Annotated in this window: 14 protein-coding genes; 5 read left to right on the forward strand and 9 right to left on the reverse strand. The window is 54.0% G+C overall.

Annotation, left to right across the window (positions count from 1 at the left end; genetic code table 11):
• The first annotated feature begins 47 nt into the window (after positions 1-47).
• A complete protein-coding gene (locus tag AC27KL_RS20175) occupies positions 48-1,022 on the forward strand; it encodes a diaminopimelate dehydrogenase (RefSeq protein WP_339323977.1) in 975 nt (324 codons plus the stop codon).
• Between the two features lie 107 nt (positions 1,023-1,129).
• Positions 1,130-1,894 carry an AAA family ATPase gene (locus AC27KL_RS20180; RefSeq protein WP_487170793.1) on the forward strand — a complete coding sequence of 255 codons (765 nt, stop codon included), beginning with the start codon at positions 1,130-1,132 and terminating at the stop codon, positions 1,892-1,894.
• A 130-nt stretch (positions 1,895-2,024) separates the two neighbouring features.
• On the opposite strand, the gene trhO is transcribed toward AC27KL_RS20180, so the two are convergent.
• Complete coding sequence (trhO, locus tag AC27KL_RS20185; RefSeq protein ID WP_339323979.1) at positions 2,025-2,924, reverse strand: oxygen-dependent tRNA uridine(34) hydroxylase TrhO; 900 nt, start codon at positions 2,922-2,924, stop codon at positions 2,025-2,027.
• Between the two features lie 465 nt (positions 2,925-3,389).
• On the opposite strand from trhO, the gene AC27KL_RS20190 reads away from it, so the two are divergent.
• Positions 3,390-5,438: a methyl-accepting chemotaxis protein gene (locus AC27KL_RS20190; protein ID WP_487170794.1), complete on the forward strand. Its 2,049-nt coding sequence runs from the start codon at positions 3,390-3,392 to the stop codon at positions 5,436-5,438.
• A 32-nt stretch (positions 5,439-5,470) separates the two neighbouring features.
• Here AC27KL_RS20190 and AC27KL_RS20195 read toward each other — a convergent pair whose 3' ends face one another.
• The 8 genes from AC27KL_RS20195 to AC27KL_RS20230 all read right to left on the reverse strand — a co-directional run bounded on the left by AC27KL_RS20195 (position 5,471) and on the right by AC27KL_RS20230 (position 16,343).
• Positions 5,471-6,700, reverse strand: a complete 1,230-nt coding sequence (locus AC27KL_RS20195; protein WP_487170795.1) for an MFS transporter — start codon at positions 6,698-6,700, stop codon at positions 5,471-5,473.
• A gap of 128 nt (positions 6,701-6,828) precedes the next feature.
• Complete coding sequence (locus AC27KL_RS20200) at positions 6,829-7,674, reverse strand: carbohydrate ABC transporter permease (RefSeq protein ID WP_487170796.1); 846 nt, start codon at positions 7,672-7,674, stop codon at positions 6,829-6,831.
• A 26-nt stretch (positions 7,675-7,700) separates the two neighbouring features.
• The gene (locus AC27KL_RS20205; protein ID WP_036712436.1) at positions 7,701-8,603 is read right to left on the reverse strand and encodes a carbohydrate ABC transporter permease; all 903 of its coding nucleotides are present in this window, start codon (positions 8,601-8,603) and stop codon (positions 7,701-7,703) included.
• A 101-nt stretch (positions 8,604-8,704) separates the two neighbouring features.
• The gene (locus AC27KL_RS20210) at positions 8,705-10,081 is read right to left on the reverse strand and encodes an ABC transporter substrate-binding protein (RefSeq protein WP_487170797.1); all 1,377 of its coding nucleotides are present in this window, start codon (positions 10,079-10,081) and stop codon (positions 8,705-8,707) included.
• A gap of 518 nt (positions 10,082-10,599) precedes the next feature.
• Entirely contained in the window at positions 10,600-11,901 is a 1,302-nt protein-coding gene (locus tag AC27KL_RS20215; protein WP_339323984.1) for an extracellular solute-binding protein, read from the reverse strand.
• A 37-nt stretch (positions 11,902-11,938) separates the two neighbouring features.
• Positions 11,939-12,922: a substrate-binding domain-containing protein gene (locus tag AC27KL_RS20220; RefSeq protein WP_487170798.1), complete on the reverse strand. Its 984-nt coding sequence runs from the start codon at positions 12,920-12,922 to the stop codon at positions 11,939-11,941.
• A 5-nt stretch (positions 12,923-12,927) separates the two neighbouring features.
• The gene (locus tag AC27KL_RS20225) at positions 12,928-14,730 is read right to left on the reverse strand and encodes a cache domain-containing sensor histidine kinase (protein ID WP_339325074.1); all 1,803 of its coding nucleotides are present in this window, start codon (positions 14,728-14,730) and stop codon (positions 12,928-12,930) included.
• The gene (locus tag AC27KL_RS20230; RefSeq protein WP_487170799.1) at positions 14,730-16,343 is read right to left on the reverse strand and encodes a response regulator; all 1,614 of its coding nucleotides are present in this window, start codon (positions 16,341-16,343) and stop codon (positions 14,730-14,732) included. The genes AC27KL_RS20225 and AC27KL_RS20230 overlap by 1 nt, the downstream gene beginning before the upstream one ends.
• Before the next feature lie 306 nt (positions 16,344-16,649).
• Here AC27KL_RS20230 and AC27KL_RS20235 point away from each other — a divergent pair, with 306 nt between their 5' ends.
• Both AC27KL_RS20235 and AC27KL_RS20240 read left to right on the forward strand, forming a co-directional pair.
• The gene (locus AC27KL_RS20235; protein WP_487170800.1) at positions 16,650-17,660 is read left to right on the forward strand and encodes a LacI family DNA-binding transcriptional regulator; all 1,011 of its coding nucleotides are present in this window, start codon (positions 16,650-16,652) and stop codon (positions 17,658-17,660) included.
• A 107-nt stretch (positions 17,661-17,767) separates the two neighbouring features.
• Entirely contained in the window at positions 17,768-20,107 is a 2,340-nt protein-coding gene (locus AC27KL_RS20240; protein ID WP_487170801.1) for a glycoside hydrolase family 65 protein, read from the forward strand.
• The last annotated feature ends 28 nt before the right edge of the window (positions 20,108-20,135 follow it).

The following is a 20,135-nucleotide window of genomic DNA, read 5'->3' on the forward strand; positions in this document are numbered from 1 at the left end:
GGTCAGAAATAGAAAAGACACTATATTGCTTGCTTTGGGAGGATTATATGAAACAAATTACGGTTGGTATTGTGGGATACGGAAATCTCGGGAAAGGCGTGGAGAAATCGATCCGGCAAAACCCGGACATCCGGCTTGAAGCGATTTTCACCCGCCGCGAGCCCAACGGCGTAGAGGCTAGCGTGCCGGTTGTACATATTTCGGAAGCGGAAAAATATATCGGCAAAATCGACGTGATGATTCTGTGCGGAGGATCTGCGACCGACTTGCCTGAACAGGGACCCCAATTCGCGAAATGGTTCAATACCGTCGACAGCTTCGACACGCATGCGCGCATTCCCGAATATTTTGCGGCCGTCGACGCCGAAGCGGCTGCGTCCGGCCATGTCAGCGTCATTTCCACGGGCTGGGATCCGGGCCTGTTCTCGCTGAACCGGATGCTGGCGGAAGCCATCCTGCCGGAAGGCAAGGAATATACGTTCTGGGGACGCGGCGTCAGCCAAGGCCACTCCGATGCGATCCGCCGCGTGGAGGGCGTTAAAAACGGCGTGCAGTACACCATTCCGGTCGAAGAAGCGGTAGCCAAAGTGCGCGCCGGGGAAAATCCGGAGCTGAGCACCCGCCAAAAGCATCTTCGCGAATGTTTTGTCGTTGCGGAGGAAGGCGCGGATGTGGCCCGCATCGAAAAAGAAATCAAAGAAATGCCGAACTACTTCGCCGACTATGACACGACCGTGAACTTTATCAGCGAAGAGGAGCTGAAGGCGAACCACTCGGCGATGCCTCACGGCGGTACCGTGCTTCGCAGCGGACGCACCGGCGAAAACAGCACCCAAATCATCGAGTTCGGCCTCAAGCTGGACAGCAACCCCGAATTTACCGCGAGCGTGCTGGTCGCTTATGCGCGTGCCGCAGCCAAGCTGTCCGCTCAAGGAGACAAAGGCGCCAAAACGGTGTTCGATATTCCGTTCGGCCTGCTGTCGCCGAAATCGGCCGAGCAGCTTCGCAAAGAACTGCTGTAATTTTCGGACAAGCCTATCGCAAGGGCATCATTCCTACCGGAGTTTGAGGGTGGATGATGCCCTTTTTCACAAGGAACGGATCGGGTGGAAAGGAGGCTGAGGGCCGAATGCTGGACCCGCGTTCGCTTTATTTGCGCAGCATGATGCTGAAAAGGGACGAGGTGCCGTCCTTCCGGACGTATCCATTTAACCTTCCCGCGGTGCATGATCTGGCCAGCCTGTCGTTCCGGAAGCCGGTCACGTTTATCGTCGGCGAAAACGGCTCGGGCAAATCGACGCTGGTCGAAGCGTTGGCCATCGCGTGGGGGTTCAACCCGGAGGGCGGGACGCAAAACTTCGCCTTTGAGACGATGGCTTCCCATTCGGAGCTGTACCGGTATTTGCGGCTCGTTCGCGGCGCGGTGCGGCCGAAGGACGGATTTTTTTTCCGGGCGGAAAGCTACTATAACGTGGCGACGACGATCGACAAGCTGGATCTTGAGGGGGGCGGCCGCCCCATCAAGGAATCCTACGGCGGCAAGTCGCTCCATGAGCAGTCCCACGGCGAAAGCTTTTTCGCAACCTTCATGCATCGCTTCGGGGGACGGGGGCTTTATTTGATGGACGAACCGGAGGCGGCGCTTTCGCCGCTGAAGCAGATGTCGATGTTGTCCCGCATCCATCAGCTCGTCAAGCAAAATTCGCAGCTGGTCATCGCCACGCATTCGCCGATTTTGATGTCTTATCCCCATGCGGAGATTTGGCTGCTCGACGAATCGGGAATGCGCGAGGTGGAGCTGGAGGAAACGGAACATTACATCATTACCCGCCAAATGATGAACGACCGCGAGAAGATGCTGGAGATTTTGCTGGAGGAAGAAGGAGGCCGGTAGCCGGATGTTGTCCCAAAACGTCCCGACCCAACGGGGAACCCATGTTGTTTTCTCGCGGAAACGGCCGGCAAGGCATACAAAAACGGCTTGTTCGTTTTGAACGAACAAGCCGTTTTTTTGGAACCTTTCTTTACGCGTTGACGCCGAGAACCGCTTCGCGGCATTCATCCGAGCAGAAGGATTGATGTTTTTCCTCGCAATCCGGGCAGCATACATGCTGCTTGTTGCAAACCGGGTTCGCGCAGTTGATGTAACGGTCTTCCGTCGTGCCGCAGTGATGGCATTTTGCGATCACCACGTCTTCTTCCGTGCGGTTGATCGGAACCGAAATGCGCTCGTCGAACACGTAACATTTTCCGTCCCACAGATGTCCTTTGACTTCCGGATCTTTACCGTAGGTCACGATGCCGCCTTCAAGCTGGTTGACATCCTTGAAGCCTTCGTGAATGAGGAATCCGGTGAGTTTTTCGCAGCGGATGCCGCCCGTGCAGTACGTAAGCACCTTCTTGTCCTTATATTCGCTGAGGTTGTTCCGGATCCATTCCGGGAACTCGCGGAAGGACTTAACTTCCGGACGAATCGCGCCCCGGAAATGGCCGATCTCGTATTCATAATCGTTCCGTCCGTCGATCACGACGACGTCGTCTCTTTGCAGCAGCTCATGCCATTCCTTCGGAGACAGTCTTTTGCCGCCGATTACGTTCGGATCAAGCGGTTTTTCGTAACGGAACGTAACCAGTTCTTTTCTGTGGCGCACGAAAATCTTTTTGAATGCATGGCCGTCGGCTTCGTCGATCTTGAAGACGATGTCGGAGAACAGCGGGTTCGCCTTCAAATCGTTCATGTACTTCTCGGTTTGTTCCACCGTTCCGGACAACGTTCCGTTAATGCCTTCCGAGGCAATCAGAATGCGTCCTTTCACGCCCAGATCCTTGCAGTATTGAAGATGCTCAGCAGTAAACTGCTCCGGATCTGGAATCTGTACGAACTTATAATATAGCAGAATACGGTAATCTTTGGATGCTGTCATTCTTTCTTCACCTGTCTTGTAAATTTATCTTAAAAAAGAGGATGCTGCGAACTTCGCAGAGTCGCTTCCGCCGGACCGAAAACGGGGAGTCCCGTTGGTCGGCCGGCACCGGGAGCGGCTGGACGAACGCTGCAAAATCCTGTTAAAAAATCTTTCGTTTCCGCGAAGCCGGTCATCCTAAAACCGCAAAAACCACCTCAAAAGGCGGTCCGCTTTTGTGAAAATGCGCCTAAAACGCTTTTCTAATCTATTGTAGATGAACGTGACGCGGATAGTCAACTTAAAAAGGCAATGTTCCCATTATTGGCACAAACATTTGCGGCGATTCCGGGACGGGCGGTTTTTCAGAAGAGAATAATTTCGAGAAAATGTAGAAGATAATCGATAGAGCATCCCCTTGAAGACCGATATAGTAAGGTTATGCCGCTTCCAAAAAACGGTACGATACAATAGGGGGGCATGCCGATGTCGGAAAGAGCTTTCAAGGAATCGTTCCGCTGGAATCCGCTGCGGTCGATCGGAACGAAAATCGCGCTGATGATGATTGCGGCCGTTATGGTTTTTGTGGCGGTGACCGGCGCGGTATCTTATCGCATTTCCAAAAGGGCGCTGGAACGCGAAGTGACGGGGGCGTATTTGGAAACCGCGGTGCAAACGAGCCAAAAGCTCGACTTTTTGTTTCATTCCTTCGACAAGATTCTAATGCAGATGCTGGTGGATAAAGCGATGCAGGAGACGGTCCTGGATTTGCTTCAGCAAAAAAACGAACCGGCGGAATATACGCGGCTTGCCGATCGGTTGGATGAAATTTTGCAGTCGTATATGTTTTCGGATGCGTACATCACTTCGATAGAGGTGCTGGAAACCGACGGTACGGTCATTCCGACGCGTTCCGGCCTGCTGGCGAGCAAAAATTACGGCAACGAGGACTGGTTCAAGCAAATTGCCGAAAATGGCGGCCGCTCCGTCTGGATCCACCACAATCTGGACGGAAACCGGAATACGAATCCAACCATTACGCTCGGCCGGGTCATTTCCGGCGAAGGGGCCTCGCGGGGTTACTGCGTCATCCTAATCGATATCGATCTGGCTGCGATCAAGGATCAGGTGGAGCATGTGGGGATGGGCGACGGCGGCAGCATCCAGGTCATCAGTCCCCAAAATCAGGTGATCTACAGCGAGAGTGCCTCGCAGCTGGGACGTACGTCCGGTATTTCGCTGCCTCCCGAAGGGATGAGCAAGCCGAAATACGCTTTCCTTGCGCCGGACCGGTCGAAGCAGGTGGTGATGGCCAAGTCGGAAATCAACGGCTGGTTCACGATCGGGATGATTCCGGTCGGCGAGATGGTGAAGGATACGAAACGCATCTTTCAAGCGACGATATGGGTGCTGGCCTGCGCATTTGCGCTTGCCGTCGCCATCGGATGGCTGGTCGCCCGGATGATCGGCAGACCGCTTGGCCGCCTCCGGGAATTGATGAAGCAGGGAGCGGAAGGGAACCTGCGGGTTCGAACCGATGCCGTCTCCAGGGACGAAATCGGACAGGTCGGCCGAAGCTTCGACGAAATGATGCGGCACCTGACCGGTCTGGTCGAGCAGGCGGAGCGGTCCGCGGACGAGATGCGGGAGATGGCGGGGGAGCTTTCGTACGTGTCCCTGAACACGGCGGAAACGGCCAAGGAAATCGCGTCCGCCACCTCCGAAATCGCTCGGGGTGGAGAAGGGCTGGCAAGCGAGGCCGAACGCGGGAAGCAGCTTGCGCAGCGGTCCCAAGAACAGACCGAAATGCTGGTGCGAACGAGCAGGGACATGCGCATGCTGGCGGAGGACGTCAACGCAACGAGCCGGACGGGAACGGAATATATGGCCGGACTGATCGCCAAAACCGGGGATATGGAAGAACGAATCGGCATCATGACCGGGAAAGTGGCCAAACTGCAGCAAAGCACGGAATCCATCTCCGGAGTGCTCGAAATGTTGACGCAGCTGATGAAGCAGACGAACATCCTGTCATTCAACGCAACGATCGAAGCGGCCCGGGCTGGGAGCTACGGCAAAGGTTTCAAGGTTGTAGCGGACGAAATCCGCGAGCTCTCCGAGGAGGCGAAACGATCCGTGGACGCCGTCCGTCCGATCACCGGGGCCATACTTCGCGAGATCGGCGAAACCGCGCAGGTTTTGCAGGAGTCCGGCCCGATTTTCATGGAGCAAATCGCCTCCGTGAAACAAGCCGACATGCTGTTTAACCAGGTTGGCGCGCAAATGAACGAGCTGATGGGGCATTTGGCGCTGGTGAACGGCTCCATCCTCGAATTGGAGCAGTCCCAGCTTCTGCTGTCGGATGCGATGGCCGGCGTGAGCAGCGTGTCGGATCAATCCCTGGCAACCTCCGAAGAGGTGGCTTCGCTCAGCACGGAACAGCTTGGCATCAGCTCGGGGCTGGTCCAGCTGTCCAGAAAACTCCAGGTGCTGTCAGGAACGTTAAAAGACTCCCTATCCCGGTTCAAAACCTGAGCCGGCGGGAGTCTTTTTTTTTCTGGCATCGCCTATGGCATCGCTGCAGGTTCGGGCTCCGGGGAATGCGGCGGGCCGAGCTTGCCGTTTTCCCTGCCGGCGCATTTTTGGAACACGGGGATCGCGATCAGGCAGGCGACGGCCAAACCTGCGATAACGACAAAGGCAGCGCCTTTGATTTCGGTCAGCGAAAAGGTAAGTCCCAGCAGGACGCAGCGGGTCAGTACCAGGATGCATTCCCGCCACACCAGAAAGCTGCGTTTGGTCCCGGGGGACAAATGTTTGATGTATTTGAACTGCTGCGCATTCCATACGATCGAGAAATAAAACATCCCCACGGAAGTGAGCAGGTTGGAGGCGATCAGCATGGCGGGATGATGCAGCAGCGCGATCAAAAAGCCGGCGGCAAGCAGCAGCGTGCCGATCCAGAGCCAGCGCATTTCATGGAGGCGGATTCTCCGGTACAGCCATAATCCAAGCAAAGAGGATAACGTGTACAATAGATTCAACACGGCGATCAGCATCTTGTTTTGCGTGACCGAAAACGTAAAAAGCAATGCGAACATATTTTGAAACTGCAAAAACAATCCTGCCGCAAGCAGGGAAAGCAGGACCCATTTGGCGCCCGGATAGCTGAAGGCGGTCCGGAAGCCCAAGGCGTAAAAAGGCTCCTTGATCCGCTCCCCGTGGGCTGCCGGCCGAACCTGCACGTATATTTTCGGCATTTTTGCCGAATAGGCGAGCATGGCCGCAATAAAAAGAAGCATGGCGACAAAGGAGCCGTTGTAGCCGAACCATTCGATCACTGCGGCGGAAAAAATCGGCACGGCCATGTTCAAAACCTGCGAGGTGATATTGACGGCGGCGAAATACGGCGCGAGCTCGTTTTCCTTGCCCTGCAGCGCGATGCTCAAATTTTGCGAGGATTGGGATAAACCGAACATCATGCCGACCGGGACGCCAAGCAGCACGATCCAGAGCATGCGGGACTCCAAATGGACGGTCATCAAATATAAGAACGCCAAACCGCCGCATAAGGCGGACAAAGCGAGCAGCGGCCTGATGGAGAAGCGGCTGTTCATCCTCGAGGCCAGCGCAAACGTCAGCCCCCAGCAGACGTACATCGATGCGTTATAAAGGGAAACGTCGCCAATGCCATGATCGGATTCCCAAATGTAGAGATTCACAAAAATCGAAATATAGATGGAGATGATCGAACTGAGGATGTTCATGACCAGCAGTTTTCGGATTGTCTTTGACACGTAAGTAACGCTCCCTTTTTCGCCCTTGGAAAAAAACAATAACCTTAGCATGGAAAAACCAAAACTAAGGCTTGTTCATCCGCTTTTTTAATGTGTGCGAAGCTGCATCCGGCTGACCAAGCTTGGCCTTATTTAATGGCGCCGGCCGTAATTCCGCTCGCGATCTGGCGCTGGAAGAACATGTAGACGACCAGCACCGGTACCATCGTAATGAGCAGTCCCGCGAACAGCGGACCCCATTCGGTACGGTACTGCATCTGCGCCTGCATCATCGCGATCCCGACGGGAAGCGTATAATGGTCCGGATCGTTGACGAGGATCGTGCCGATGATGTATTCGTTCCAGATGTTCAGCACGTTGACGATGCCGACCGTAATCAATCCGGGCTGGGAGAGCGGAAGCATCACCCTGAAAAAGATGCCGAAATACGAGGCGCCGTCAATCGCGGCCGCTTCTTCGAGTTCTTTGGGCAAACTTTTGAAAAAGCCGACGAGCACGAAAACGCCGAAGGCGATCAGGGTGGAGGCATACACCAGGATCAGTCCGAAGGACGAATTGGTCAGATGCATCGAATTGAGCAAGAAAAACAGCGGAATCAGCGCCAGGCTGAACGGGATCATCATGGACGCGATATAAATGAGATAAAGCACGTTGCTGCCTTTAAACGGGTATCTTGCAAGCACGTAAGCCGTCGAAGCGGCCAAAAACAACCCCAGCAGCGTCGAGCCGATGGTGACGACGACGGAATTCACGAAATATTTATCGAAGCTGAATTCGCTCCATACGTAGGTAAAGTTGCTCCAGAGGAGCGGAACGTCCGGCAGGGACCAGGGCATTTTGCGGAAAAACTGATCGTTGTTTTTGAGCGCGTCGAGCAGCGTCCACAGCAGCGGATAAAGCACGGACAGCCCCCAAATGACGAGAATGGCATAAAACAGGATTTTATAGATAGGATGTAAACCGCCTGATTTCATAATACGTTCCTCCCGGGCATATAAGATCAGCTGATTTCGATCGTTTCCTGGCGCATCAGGCGCTGCAGGACGACGGTCGTGATGAGCGAAACGATCAGAATCAGTACGCCGATGGCTGCGCCGTAACCGAAATGGTATTGGCTGAAAGCCATTTGGTACAAGTAGGAACCCATGACCTGGGTCGAGTTGTCCGGACCGCCGTTTGTCATGATCATGACGATGACGAACGAGCCGTTCAGCGTCGTCATCATGATGTTCAGGATCGATACCTTCATTTGTTCCCAGATGAGCGGCAGCGTGATATGGCGGAACTGGGCCCACTGGCCCGCGCCTTCAAGGCTGGACGCTTCGTAATAGGATTCCGGTATGCCCTGGATCGCCGCAATGAGCAGAATCATGTAAAAGCCGATGCCGGCCCAGATCGCCGGAGGCAGGAGCATCCAAATCGTATGGCTGGTAAAGCCGAGCCAGGTAATGTCCACCTTTTCTTTCGTGAACAGCGACAGAAACGCGTTCAAAAAGCCGATTTGCGGATTGTAAATGAAGTTCCATAAGACGCCGATGACGACGACGGAAATGACGTTTGGGATAAAAAAGATGGACCGGAAAAAGTTCGACAGCCTGAACCGGAAGCGGGTCAAGGCGACGGCAAAAAAGGTGGCCAAAATCATGATGCCGATGATTTTGCCGACGACGAGAAAGTAGTCGTTGCCCATGGCGTTCCAGATGATCGGGTCGTGAATCATTTCCTTGAAGTTGTCGAGCCCGATAAACGTTTTGTTGTCGGACGAGCCCGACCAATCGAACAACGAATAATACATCGCCTGCACGACGGGATAAATCGTAAACAGGCAGAAGAACAAAAAGGTGGGGAGAATGAACGCCGCGATAAACAGGCTCCGCTGCCACTTGGTAGTTCCCAATCTCATCCGTTAAACCTGCCTTTCAAAATAAGATAAGGAGGATGGCCGAAGAGTAAATCCCCGTCATCCTCCGTCCTGATCGTCAAAACCCCAATGGATTCAATTTTTTATTTGTTGGCTTTTTTTGCCGCTTCGACCACGCGTTCCACCCATTGCTCAGGGGTGATTTTGGCGATGGTCAGCGCGTCGGTCGCATCCTGCATGGCCTTATCGACGTCAGCGTTGAAGGTGATGGCAGGCACGACGACCGTGTTCGGGTCGGTCAAATATTTGGCCGCGTCCTTCACGTGGCTCGGCGCGTTGGAATCGCTGATGTCGCCTTTGATGTTGGAAGGAGCGCCGCTAAGCTCGGCCCATTGGGAAGCTTGCGCCTTCGAGAAAATAAACTGCAGGAACGCTTTCGCCGCTTCCTTGTTTTTCGCGTTTTTGGCGATCGCTACGTTCGCCGTGGACGTGTTGGCCACGACTTTGCCGCCGTTGTCCTGCGTAAGCGAAGGAATGAAGCCGAAGGCGAATCCGCCCGGAATGTCTTTCGCCATTTCGTTCGGCAGCCAGAGGCCGTTCGGGATGAACGCGTCCTTATGCTGCAGGAACAGCATTTGGGAATCGGTATGGTTGATTTGGATGGAAGCTTTGTCGATGAACCCTTTGTCGCGCAGCTCCACGATTTTGTTCAGGGCAGTTAGGACGGCAGGGCTTTGGAAGGCTTCCACCTTGGATGCCGCCATGTCCTGAAGGATCGATATGTCGTTGTTATTCGCAGACACGATGGCCGGATACAGGATCGCGCCGTTGATGTAGTACGGGTATTTGCCCGTATGGATAAACGGCGTCACGCCGGCCGCTTTGATCTTGTCGCTGACGGCCATGAAGGACTGCCAGTCGGTCGGCTCTTCCCAGCCTTTTTCTTTGAAAAGGGCTTTATCCCAGAAGACGCCCCAGGAATTCAGAACGAGCGGAATGTCGTAGACCTTGCCGTCGAACAGCTGCGGAGGCTGGGCCAAAATATCGGAAATTTTGTCGCCGTCGATATTTTTGGCGTCCTTAATCCAGTCGGTCAAATCCTCCAGCTGCCCGTCTTCGACCATTTGCCGGTCGTTCAGGTTCGGTCCGTCGATGTAGACGAAATCCGGCGGATTGCCTCCAACCCAGCGCGGTTTCATCTGATCGTTGATTTTCGGGCCGCCGCTTTCCTTGATTTTCAAATCCGGATTTGCGGCCTGAAAATCGGCGATGACTTTTTTCCACCATTTATCGCCGTAGCCGCCGACGAAATATTGGATTTCGAATTCGCCCGTCAGTTTTTTGGCTCCGTCGTCGCTGCCCGTTTTGGCTCCGCCATCCGTATTGGTTGCCGCCGGTTCTTCCGTTTTGGCGGGTTCCGTCTGTTTCGCTTCTTCCTTGGAACTGCCGCAGCCTGCAAGCGGGGCGACGGCCATCAATGCCGCGATGCCAAGCGCAGCCAATCTTGTTTTAGACACCATAAAAGCTAACCCTCCCTTGGAATCGTGTTCAAACGCCATATTGTCTGCTGCCCTCGAATTACAGCGCCTACAGTAATCATAAAGAGAGAGGCTCCATCACTCTATCGAAATTCTTCCATGAATTCTTTGTTATTTTCTCTTTCCGGAAAATTGGGTTCTATGATATATGATTGAAAATAAGCGATGCTGCAGCTGCTGATCTAGATCGTTCTTCCGATCGCTGTTGCCCCCAAATTTTATTGAATGATATCTTTCCAAAAAGTGAAAATTCGGGGACAAAGGCGACCGCTATCGCTTCTTCAGATCGATTCCGTCTCCTTTGCTACCCGCTTTTTTTCATCAGCATTTCTTCTCGTCAAAGCGCAAAAAAGCCGGACCCTGTGTCCGGCTTTCCTCGCTTTGCATCGTTAATTTTATAATATCAGAAGGAATAAACTACAGAGCTGTTGTTTCCTGATATTGCAAGATTAACTACCTATAAACGCGGTCTGTCTTCATAGAAAGTGCGTCGATAAATGTTATTTCTTATGCTGCTTCATCAGCTTCCGCTGCTCCTCCTCGGCGAATTTCTGCAGTTCGTCGAGCGCCTGCTGCGGCGACATATGGTCGTGAAGCACGGCGTCCCCCATTTTCCGGGCCGTATCCATCACCGCCTGCCATTCGGGTTGCTGGATCGGGTAAAAGCTGGCTTTCCGCAGCGCGGCCAAATCGGCTTTCATCTCTTGATTGGCCGACCCCAGGCGTTCCCCGGTCAGCTGCGTGACGGGAAGGAAACCCTCCTGCTGGATGATCTCCTCATAGACGGGGCTGGAATACAGGTAATCGAGAAATTTCGAGATGGCCTCTTTGTTCGTGTGGTCGGTTTTGAACGACACGAGCATGTCGTGCACGCCGAAGTTGATCGGCTTCACCCCGTCCTTGACGGGGATGGGCCCCTTATCGTATTCGAGGTTCGGGAATTCGCGCGGAACGACGAGATTGAAATAGTTGCCAGAAATCATCATCCCGAGCTTGCCGTCGCCGAGGACGCGCTGCTTCTCGTCCCGGGTCGTCACCGTCGGGTCGGCATCGGTCAATCCCTCGGCGTACATATCCCTCAAAAAGGTAAGGCCTTCCACGTTTTGGGGCGAGTTGATGGTCCATTTTCCGTCTTTGATCCACCCGCCGCCGGCGCCCAGGAAAAAGTAGGAAAGGTAGGCCTGAATTTCGTTGTCGGTCAGATCCACCCCGAACCCGCGGGCTTTGCCGGAGCGTTTGATTTTGCGGGCATCTTCCTTGAGCTCGGACCACGTTTGCGGCGGCGCTTCGATCCCCGCTTCGCGGAACAACGCCTTGTTGTAATACAGCTTCCTCGTCGAAGAGACGTAAGGGATGGCGTATTGCTTTCCGTTCCAGTTGTCCAGCTTGAGCAGGTCGGGATAAAATTTCTTTTTCAGCTCCGGCGACATCAGGTCATCCATGTCGTTCAGCAGGCCGTCGCTTGCAAAATGCGTGTACACGTTGGTGTTCAGCAGATCCGGCGGCTGGTTTTTGCTGATCATGGTCGTATAAATGATGTCCAGGATGTCCCAGTTGGCGACTTGAAGATTGATCACGATGTCCGGATTTTTCAGCATGAAGTCCTGCACCAGGTTTTCGAGCAGCGGCCTCGTTTGCGAGCTGTATTCCGAGGCGATGAAATTGATCACCGCCGGCGGATTGTCTTTGGGCTTCAGCGCCGGCTTCGGCGGATTCGTGCCGGAACAGGACAACAACAGCGGGGAGAGGAGCATGAACGAAATCGACAGCTTCGCCAGGTTAAGCAGCAGGCGGGAGTTCATCGGCGCTCACACCTTTCATAAGGATCGCTAGCATGATTCATTTATCGATAAACGGAAACAAAAGCTTCTGGTTTTCCTGGGAGTACATATTTTCTTTCGTGACGACGATCGAATTCGTATACGTCACCGGCTTGACCTTTTTGCCGTCCAGCATGTCGAGCGCCGTTTGCACGCCGAGGTAGCCGATGTTGAACGGCTGCTGGACGACGGTGGCGTTTAACGTGCCTTCTTCGAGCAGGCGGATTTCGTAAGCGGACGTGTCGAAGCCGATCAGCTTGATGAGCCCGATTTTGCTCGCATCCTTGATCGCTTTGGCGGCTCCCAGCGCCGCCGATTCGTTTAAGGCAATGATGGCGTTTAAATCGCCGTGGTCCCGCATCATCGTTTTGGCGATCAAATACGCGCGTTCCTCCGAATCCGAGCAGTAATACGTGCCGTACACGCTTTGGCCATAGGGAAGGAGCGCTTGGCGAATGCCCTTTTCCCGTTCCGCCGAAACGCCCGACGCGGCAAAATCGCCGATAATGACGGATTTGGGGCGGTTCCCCGTCTGCTCGAGCGTCACTTTTCCCGCCTGAACGCCCGCGGCGGTGTGGTCGTTGGACACGAAAGCCGGCGCGGAACCGAGCTTCACCGGCGTATCGATGATGACGAGGGGGATTTTGGCTTCCTGTATTTTTTGCAGCCGCTCGGTCACCCTGTCGTCATTGATCGGAGCGATCACGACCGCCTGCGGTTTTTGCGCCAATATTTCCTCCAGCAGCTCGACCTGGCCGTCCACGTCGGTCTCCTGCAGCGGGCCGGCAATGGCGATCTCTGCTCCCGCCTCTTTGGCGGCGGCTTTCGCTCCGCTGCTGACCGTCTGCCAAAAGTCCGAGCGGATGTTATGTTCCTTCAAAATGACGGTAATGCTCCGTTCATGCTCCGGCGCCGGGATAAACAGCTTGAAATACAAAATGACATACACGACGGACGCGATAAAAATAATGGTCAAGAGCAGCGTGGCACGTTGAATTCGCATGGGCGCTACTCCTTTATTTTCGGAATGGCGATCGTGACGACCGTGCCTTCTTCCGGCTCGCTTTGGATTCGGATGCCGTACTCTTGCCCGAAAAAAAGCTTGATTCGCTCATGGACGTTGCCGATGCCGATGCCGCTCGTCGATTTGGCGCCTTGTTTTTTGTCGTGCATCGTCCAAATGTTTTCAAGCTGCTCCGGCGTCATGCCCATCCCGTCGTCCTCGACCTCGAAAAGGATCGTCTCGTTTTGCTCGCGGCCGCGGATCGTGATTTTCCCGGGCTCGGGTTTGTTGCGGATGCCATGGTAAATAGCGTTTTCCACGAACGGCTGAAGCAGGATTTTGAGCGTTTTATAGTGCATGATGTCCGGGGAAACGTCGATCTCGTATTCCAGCTGCTCGCCGTATCTCATTTTTTGGATCAACAAGTAGTTGGTGATGTGTTCCACTTCGACGCGGATCGGCACAAGCTCCTTGTCTTTGGTAATGCTGGCCCGGAACAGCTTCGCCAGGGCGGAAGTCATCAGGACGACCTCCTCGTGTTTTTTCTGCTCGCCCATCCAGATGATCGAATCGAGCGTATTGTACAAAAAATGCGGGTTGATTTGGGATTGCAGCAGCATCAGCTCGCTTTTTCGCTTGCTTTCCTGGTTGTCGATGATTTCCTCCATCAGGTTTTTGATCTGCGCCGTCATCAGGTTGAAGGACCGACCGAGCTGCCCGATCTCGTTGATCGGTTCGATGTTGGTACGCACGTCGAAATTGCCCCGTTCCACTTTTTTCATGTCGCGCTGCAAAATGCGCAAAGGCTTCGAGATGCGGTAGGACAAAAACAGCGACAGCAGCAGGGAAAAGAGAATCCCGATGAGGGCGTACATCAAAATCGAATTGCGGATCATGCCCTCGTTTGCGATCAAATCGTCCGTGTAAGCGACGCCGACGATTTTCCAGCCGAAATTCGTATCCTGAACGGAATAAACGCGTTTGCCCTTGTCGTCGTCGACGGTGAAGGAGGTGCCGCTTTTGGCCGACGCCGCCCGCGAAATCTGCTCCGAGCGCAAATTGCTGTAGATGAGCTGCTGCTGCGGATGGTAGACGATGTTTCCGGATTTATCGACGATAAAGACGTACCCCTTTTTGCCCATGTTGATTTGGCTGCAAATGTCGTTGATGATGCTCAGGTTCAGATCGACGAGGAAAATGCCTTCGCCCCGGATGCCGTCGGTGCTTTTGAGCTCCCGGCTTAAGGAGACGACCCAGCGGTATTCGTTTTGGATGATGTTTTGGACGTGGGGAGGCGAGATGACGGATTGGCCGCCTTTCCGCTTCGCCTCCTTGTACCAGGATTGCTCCTCCAGCTTGACGTATGGATTGAGCAGGGTGATTCGCCGGTCCGACACGTTAAATCCGTTATAACCGAACACCATGATCGCCGAAATGTCTTTGCGGGAGTACAAAATCGCCTGAAACAAGTCGGAAATTCGCTTTTCGTACGGCATGCGGTCGCTTTTGCTGATGAAGCTGTTGTCCGAAATGTAATATTTGACGTCTTTGTTGGTCATGGCGAGCATGCTGATGTTTTCCATGTTGTCGATGTACGACTGGATGTTGGAATTCACCTGCTTGATGATTTCCTGCACGTAGCTTTGCGAGTTCGTCTCGACCGCATCCACCGACAATCGGTAGCTGTTCAAGCTGATGACCATGACCGTCACCAGGATCAGGCATGAAAACGTGAAAAAGATGCTCGACTGGATGCTCTTGAACGGCGGAAACGGAATGATGGAAGTTCGTTTGTTCGGTTTGAGCATCACGCCCGGCTCTCCTTGGCGAATTTGTCGCGGTATTCCCGCGGCGTCATGCCGACGTGCTTTTTGAACAAAATGCTGAAGTAATTCGGGTCGCCATACCCGACCTTGCCGGCGATTTCGTAAAATTTCAACATCGTGTGCTGCAGCATTTCCTTGGCTTTGTCCATGCGGACCCGGGTCAAATATTCGACGAACGTTTCGCCGGTATGCTGCTTGAACACCAGGCTGAAATAGCTTGTGCTCATCAGGCAATGGCGGCATATATCCTGCAGCGACATTTTTTCTTCCGCATAGTGGGTTTCGATGTATTCGACCGCTTTCCGGACTTGCGCCAGGGTATGATGGTTGCGGTTTTCGGCGATGGCGGACATGACGGAAGACACCGCTTCTTCAAGCCATGCCCCGATTTCGTCCAGTGTTTTGTAGCGGTCGGCGTCGGTCAGGCGGATCGGCCGGGCGTTGTCGAGCCCAAGCTCCTGCGCCGTATTCATCAGCGACAGGACGACCTTTTGGATATGCAAAATGCAGGCATCGAGCGGAGCCATGCTTTCCTTCAAATCCGCGACGAACCGCTTAATGAGCTCCCGGACCTCCTCCAAGGAGCCGGTTTTGACGGCGGAAGCGAGCTTGCGGTCCCAATCGCCGCGCAGATGGTTTTCGTAGGCAGGCCGGTCTTCGAAGTCCAAAATGCTGAGGACGCGGTTTTTGCCGAGCAAAAACCGGTAATCCAGGGCGGAGAGGGCGCTTTTATAGGAGGCCGGAAGCTCCTCCGCGGTTTTGACCGCTTGTCCGACGCCGATGCTGACCGTAAATTTCAAAAATTTTTCGATGTAAAACCTGGCTTCTTCGGCGATGCGGTAAGCCCGCTCGTAAAGCCCGGCTGCTTCGGCGTTGCCGGAGACGACCAGCACGAGACGTTCCTCTCGCGTCCGAAACAGCAGCAAATTTTCGCGTTCGGCGATCTCCTCCAGCACGTTGTAGGCTGCATAGCGCAAAATTTCGGTATCGTTTCCCGTTTCCGCCTGAAGCTGCCGCGCGCCGAAATCGTCGATGTCCGCCACCATGACGAGCTGAAGCGGGAGGAGGGGGTTAAGCCCGAAGTAGCGAAAACGTTCCTCGATTTCGGCCGGCCTTAAGCCGCTGACGACGAGCCGCTCCAAAAAACGTTCCTTAAGCAGCGGCAGGCTTTGCTTCAATTGGCTGTACAATCGGCTTAAATCCTCGTGCTGCCGGGCCGTCTCGTCCATTTCGCATTTGACCTTCCGCAGCAGCTCGCGCATTTCATGGGCCGTAATCGGCTTCAAAATAAAGTCGGACACCTTCAGCCGGATGGCCTGCTGCGCGTATTCGAACTCGTCGAAGCCGGTCAGGATGATGATTTTGACGTACGAATATTTCCGGGTTACGTTGGCGGCCAGCTCCAGTCCGTCCATAAACGGCATGGAGATATCGGAGATGATGACGTCCGGTACCGTATGCTCCATCACCTCCAGCACTTCCCGGCCGTTCGCGAAATCGCCGATCAGCTCAAAGCCGTGCTCCTGCCAGTCGATCGTCCGCTTCAAGCCGTCCCGGACGACAGCTTCGTCGTCGACGATAAAAACTTTGTACATGGTGTCACCCCTTGTCTGATCGCGTTCATCTGGAATAATTATACTTTAAAAGGATTTTTATGAATACAGCGGATTCCCGCACCGTTCCGGCTCTTGGGGGCTTCCGAAGTTTATCATGAAAGCGCTGTCGTTTTTAAGAGAAATATAATATAAAACCGCGAATTTAAAAAGAGGGGAATGGAGGCAGCCGAAATTCGGGGCCGGTAGGCCGGGCGAAATCGGTTTTGACAGGATTTGGGCGCTGTGATTTAATTAGTGAATATGTGACCATTCCGCATAAGTGCAAAAATACAGGAGGTGAACCAGGTGGCGACGATTAAAGATGTGGCAAAACACGCGAACGTATCGACCACCGTGGTGTCCAAAGCGCTGAACGGGTATGCCGACGTCAGCGAGGAAACGAGAAAAAAGGTGCTGAAGGCCGTTGAAGAGTTGAATTATTCGCCGAACATGCTGGCTAAAAACCTGAAGCAAAAGGTGACGAAATCCATCGCCCTCATCTTCTCCAATTTCGAGTATTCCAACGGCAAAGACGGCGTGCTGTTCAAAATGATGACGGGGATTTTCGAAGCGGCCTCCCATTACAATTACGAGGTGCTGCTGTATACCCGCAGCTTGTCCGAGCAGCAGGATAAGTCGTATTGGCAATTTTGCAAAGAACATAAAGTATCCGGAGCGGTCATCACCGGCTTGAAAACGACGGACCCCTATTTCCTCGAAATCGTGGACAGCAACTTCCCGTGCGTCGTCATCGACGCGGATTTAACGGGCTCGAACACGGGATCCATCATGACGGACAACGTCGCTGCGGCGAAATGCGCCGTTCAATATTTGATTGACCGCGGCCACCGCCGAATCGGAATGGTCAACGGCCATAATTATGCGGTCGTGAGCAAGGAACGCCTTGAAGGATACCGCCGGGCGCTGGAGGACAACGGGATTCCATACGATCCGTCCCTGGTGGTCAATGGGGATTACACCGAAGAATACGCCTATGAAATGGCCGATTCCTATGTGCAGGAGCATCCGGAGATGACGGCCGTTTTTTTTGCGAGCGATTTGATGGCCATCGGATTCATGAGCCGGTGCCGCGAGCTGGGGATTCCTATTCCGGAAAAGCTTTCGGTTATCGGTTTTGACGACATCGTGTTATCCAGCTATACGACCCCTAAGCTCACGACCATTCATCAGGATTTTGAAAAAATGGCTTTTTTGGCTTTTGAACAGGTCATCCGCATTCTGGAGAAAAAGGCGGCGGGGCAGCACCAAAAAATTCCGTTCCATCTGGTTGACAGGGAATCCGTGGCGGTGCTATAATCAGCCCGGAAGCGCTTTCTAAGATCGTAAATTATTTTTTTAAGCGTTCCGAAATCGATTTCGGAACCGTAGAATCAAGGCTTTTAGACAGATGGGAGTTGGGATGCATGCTAAGCTACAACGCGCAAAAGCCGGAGCTCGAACAGTGGAGTTTCACGGAAACGTCGTTCAACCCGCTGGCCCAAGGCAAATGCGAATCGGTGATGTCACTGGGGAACGGATACATGGGGCTCCGCTCCGCTACGGAGGAGGCTTACGTCGGGGGAACCCGGAACTTGTTCGTGAACGGCACGTTTAACCGGTTTGACGACTTGGAGGTTACCGAGCTGCCGAACGCGGCCGACGTCACGCAAATCGAAATGCTGATCGACGGTCGGCGGTTTTCACTGGAGACCGGGGACGTGACCGAATACGCCCGGACGCTTAACCTCCGCGACGCGGAATTGACCCGCTCTTTCGTGTGGAGGAGCCCGGACGGGAAGAGGATCCGGTTCGAGTTCAGCCGTTTCGTGTCGATGGATGACCTCCATTTGATCGGGATGAAGCTGCGAATGACGCCGCTTGACGAGGGCATCGCGCTCCGGCTCGCTTCCGGCATCAACGCGCAGGTCGCCAATTCGGGGAGCCAGCATTTCCATGAAGGCGAAAAAAGGATTTTTGACAAAAAATATCTGCAGCTCGTGCAGACGACGACCGAGTCCAAGGTTGATTTCGTTCTGAGCGCCCTGCATCGATTCCGGATCGACGAGGTGCCGTTCGAGCCCGAGCCGCAGATGGAGATCGAGCGGCGCAAGATGGAAATGGCGTACCGTTTCGATGTGAAGGCCGGGCAGGCGCTTGAGATGCATAAATTCGTCCAGGTGCATACGAGCCGCGATGCGGATATCGAGGCAGCCGGCGACCTTAAAAACCTGCGCGCGCATTCGCTGGAAGCGCTTCAGAAAGCGGAGGAGGCCGGATACGAGCGGCTTTTCGAGCGGCACCGCCAGGCGTGGGCGGATATTTGGCAGCGGCACCGCTTCGACATCGAATCCGAAAGCCCGTTCGACCTGCTCGCGCTCCGGTTTGCGATCTATCACCTGACCATCATGACGCCCGCGCATGACCGCCGCATGGGCATCGGCGCGAAGGGCCTCAGCGGCGAAGGATACAAAGGGCACTCGTTTTGGGATACCGAAATTTTCATTCTTCCGTTTTTTATCTACAGCGATCCGAAGGTGGCCAGAACCCTTCTGGAATACCGGTATCTTGGACTCGAGGGCGCAAGAAAAAAAGCGAAGGAAAACGGCTTCCAAGGCGCGATGTATCCTTGGGAGGTCGCTTGGCCGAGCGACGGGGAAGCGACTCCCGTATGGGGAGCCGTCGATGTCGTCACGGGGAAACAGACGAAAATCTGGTCGGGATTCATCGAGCAGCACATTACGGCCGATATTGCCTACGCGGTATGGCATTATTACCGGGCGAGCGGCGATCAGCGGTTCATGGACGATTACGGCTATGAAATGATTTTCGATACCGCCGTGTTTTGGACAAGCCGCCTGGAGTGGAACGAAGCGGCCTCCAGATACGAGATCAACGGGGTCATCGGCCCGGATGAGTATAAGGAACACGTGGACAACAACGCTTTTACCAATTACATGGCGCATTTTAACCTGCAGCTTGCCATCCAATATTACGATGAGCTTAAGAACCGCGATCCGCAGCTGCTGAAGCGGCTCGAATCCAAGCTGGGGCTGGAGCGCGGACCGGAGGAATGGCGGGAGAAGGCGGATGCTCTTTACCTTCCGCAGCCGGATGAACGCGGAATCATCGCCCAAGACGATACCTACCTGCAAAAACAAGAGCTGGATTTGACGCCTTATAAATCGCAGGCGAAGGTGGGGACCTTGTTCCAGGATTACAGCCTTGATCAGGTCAACGAAATGCAGGTATCGAAGCAGGCGGACATCCTGATGCTGTTCTATTTGCTGGAAAACCGGTTCGCGCCGGAGCTCAAGCGGGCGAATTACGATTATTACGAGCCCAAAACGCTTCATGATTCGTCGCTTTCCTTTTCGACTCACAGCATTTTGGCAAGCGATTTCGATGACAAAAAGCTGGCGTACGAGCTGTTCCACAGAGCCGCCGAAATCGATTTGGGTCCGCATGAACACTCGTCGGATGCAGGCATTCACGCCGCTTCGCTCGGCGGGATCTGGCAATGCGTCGTCATGGGATTCGCCGGGGTCCGCATGCTGGACGGCATGCTGCACGTGCATCCGAAAATGCCGGATGCGTGGGAGCGTTTGTCCTTCCCGCTGTTCTGGAAGGGCACGAAATTGCAGTTTAACATAACGAAGGATGAAATGGAGATTCTGGCCGACACCCAAGAAGTGATAGAGCTTGTGATCTACGGCCAAAAGATGAGTTTTCAAGGCCGATTGCAATTCGAACGGATGCACATCTAATTATTTTCATTCAGGGAGGTCAAACGGT

This window comes from Paenibacillus sp. YAE3 (genome assembly GCF_057546105.1).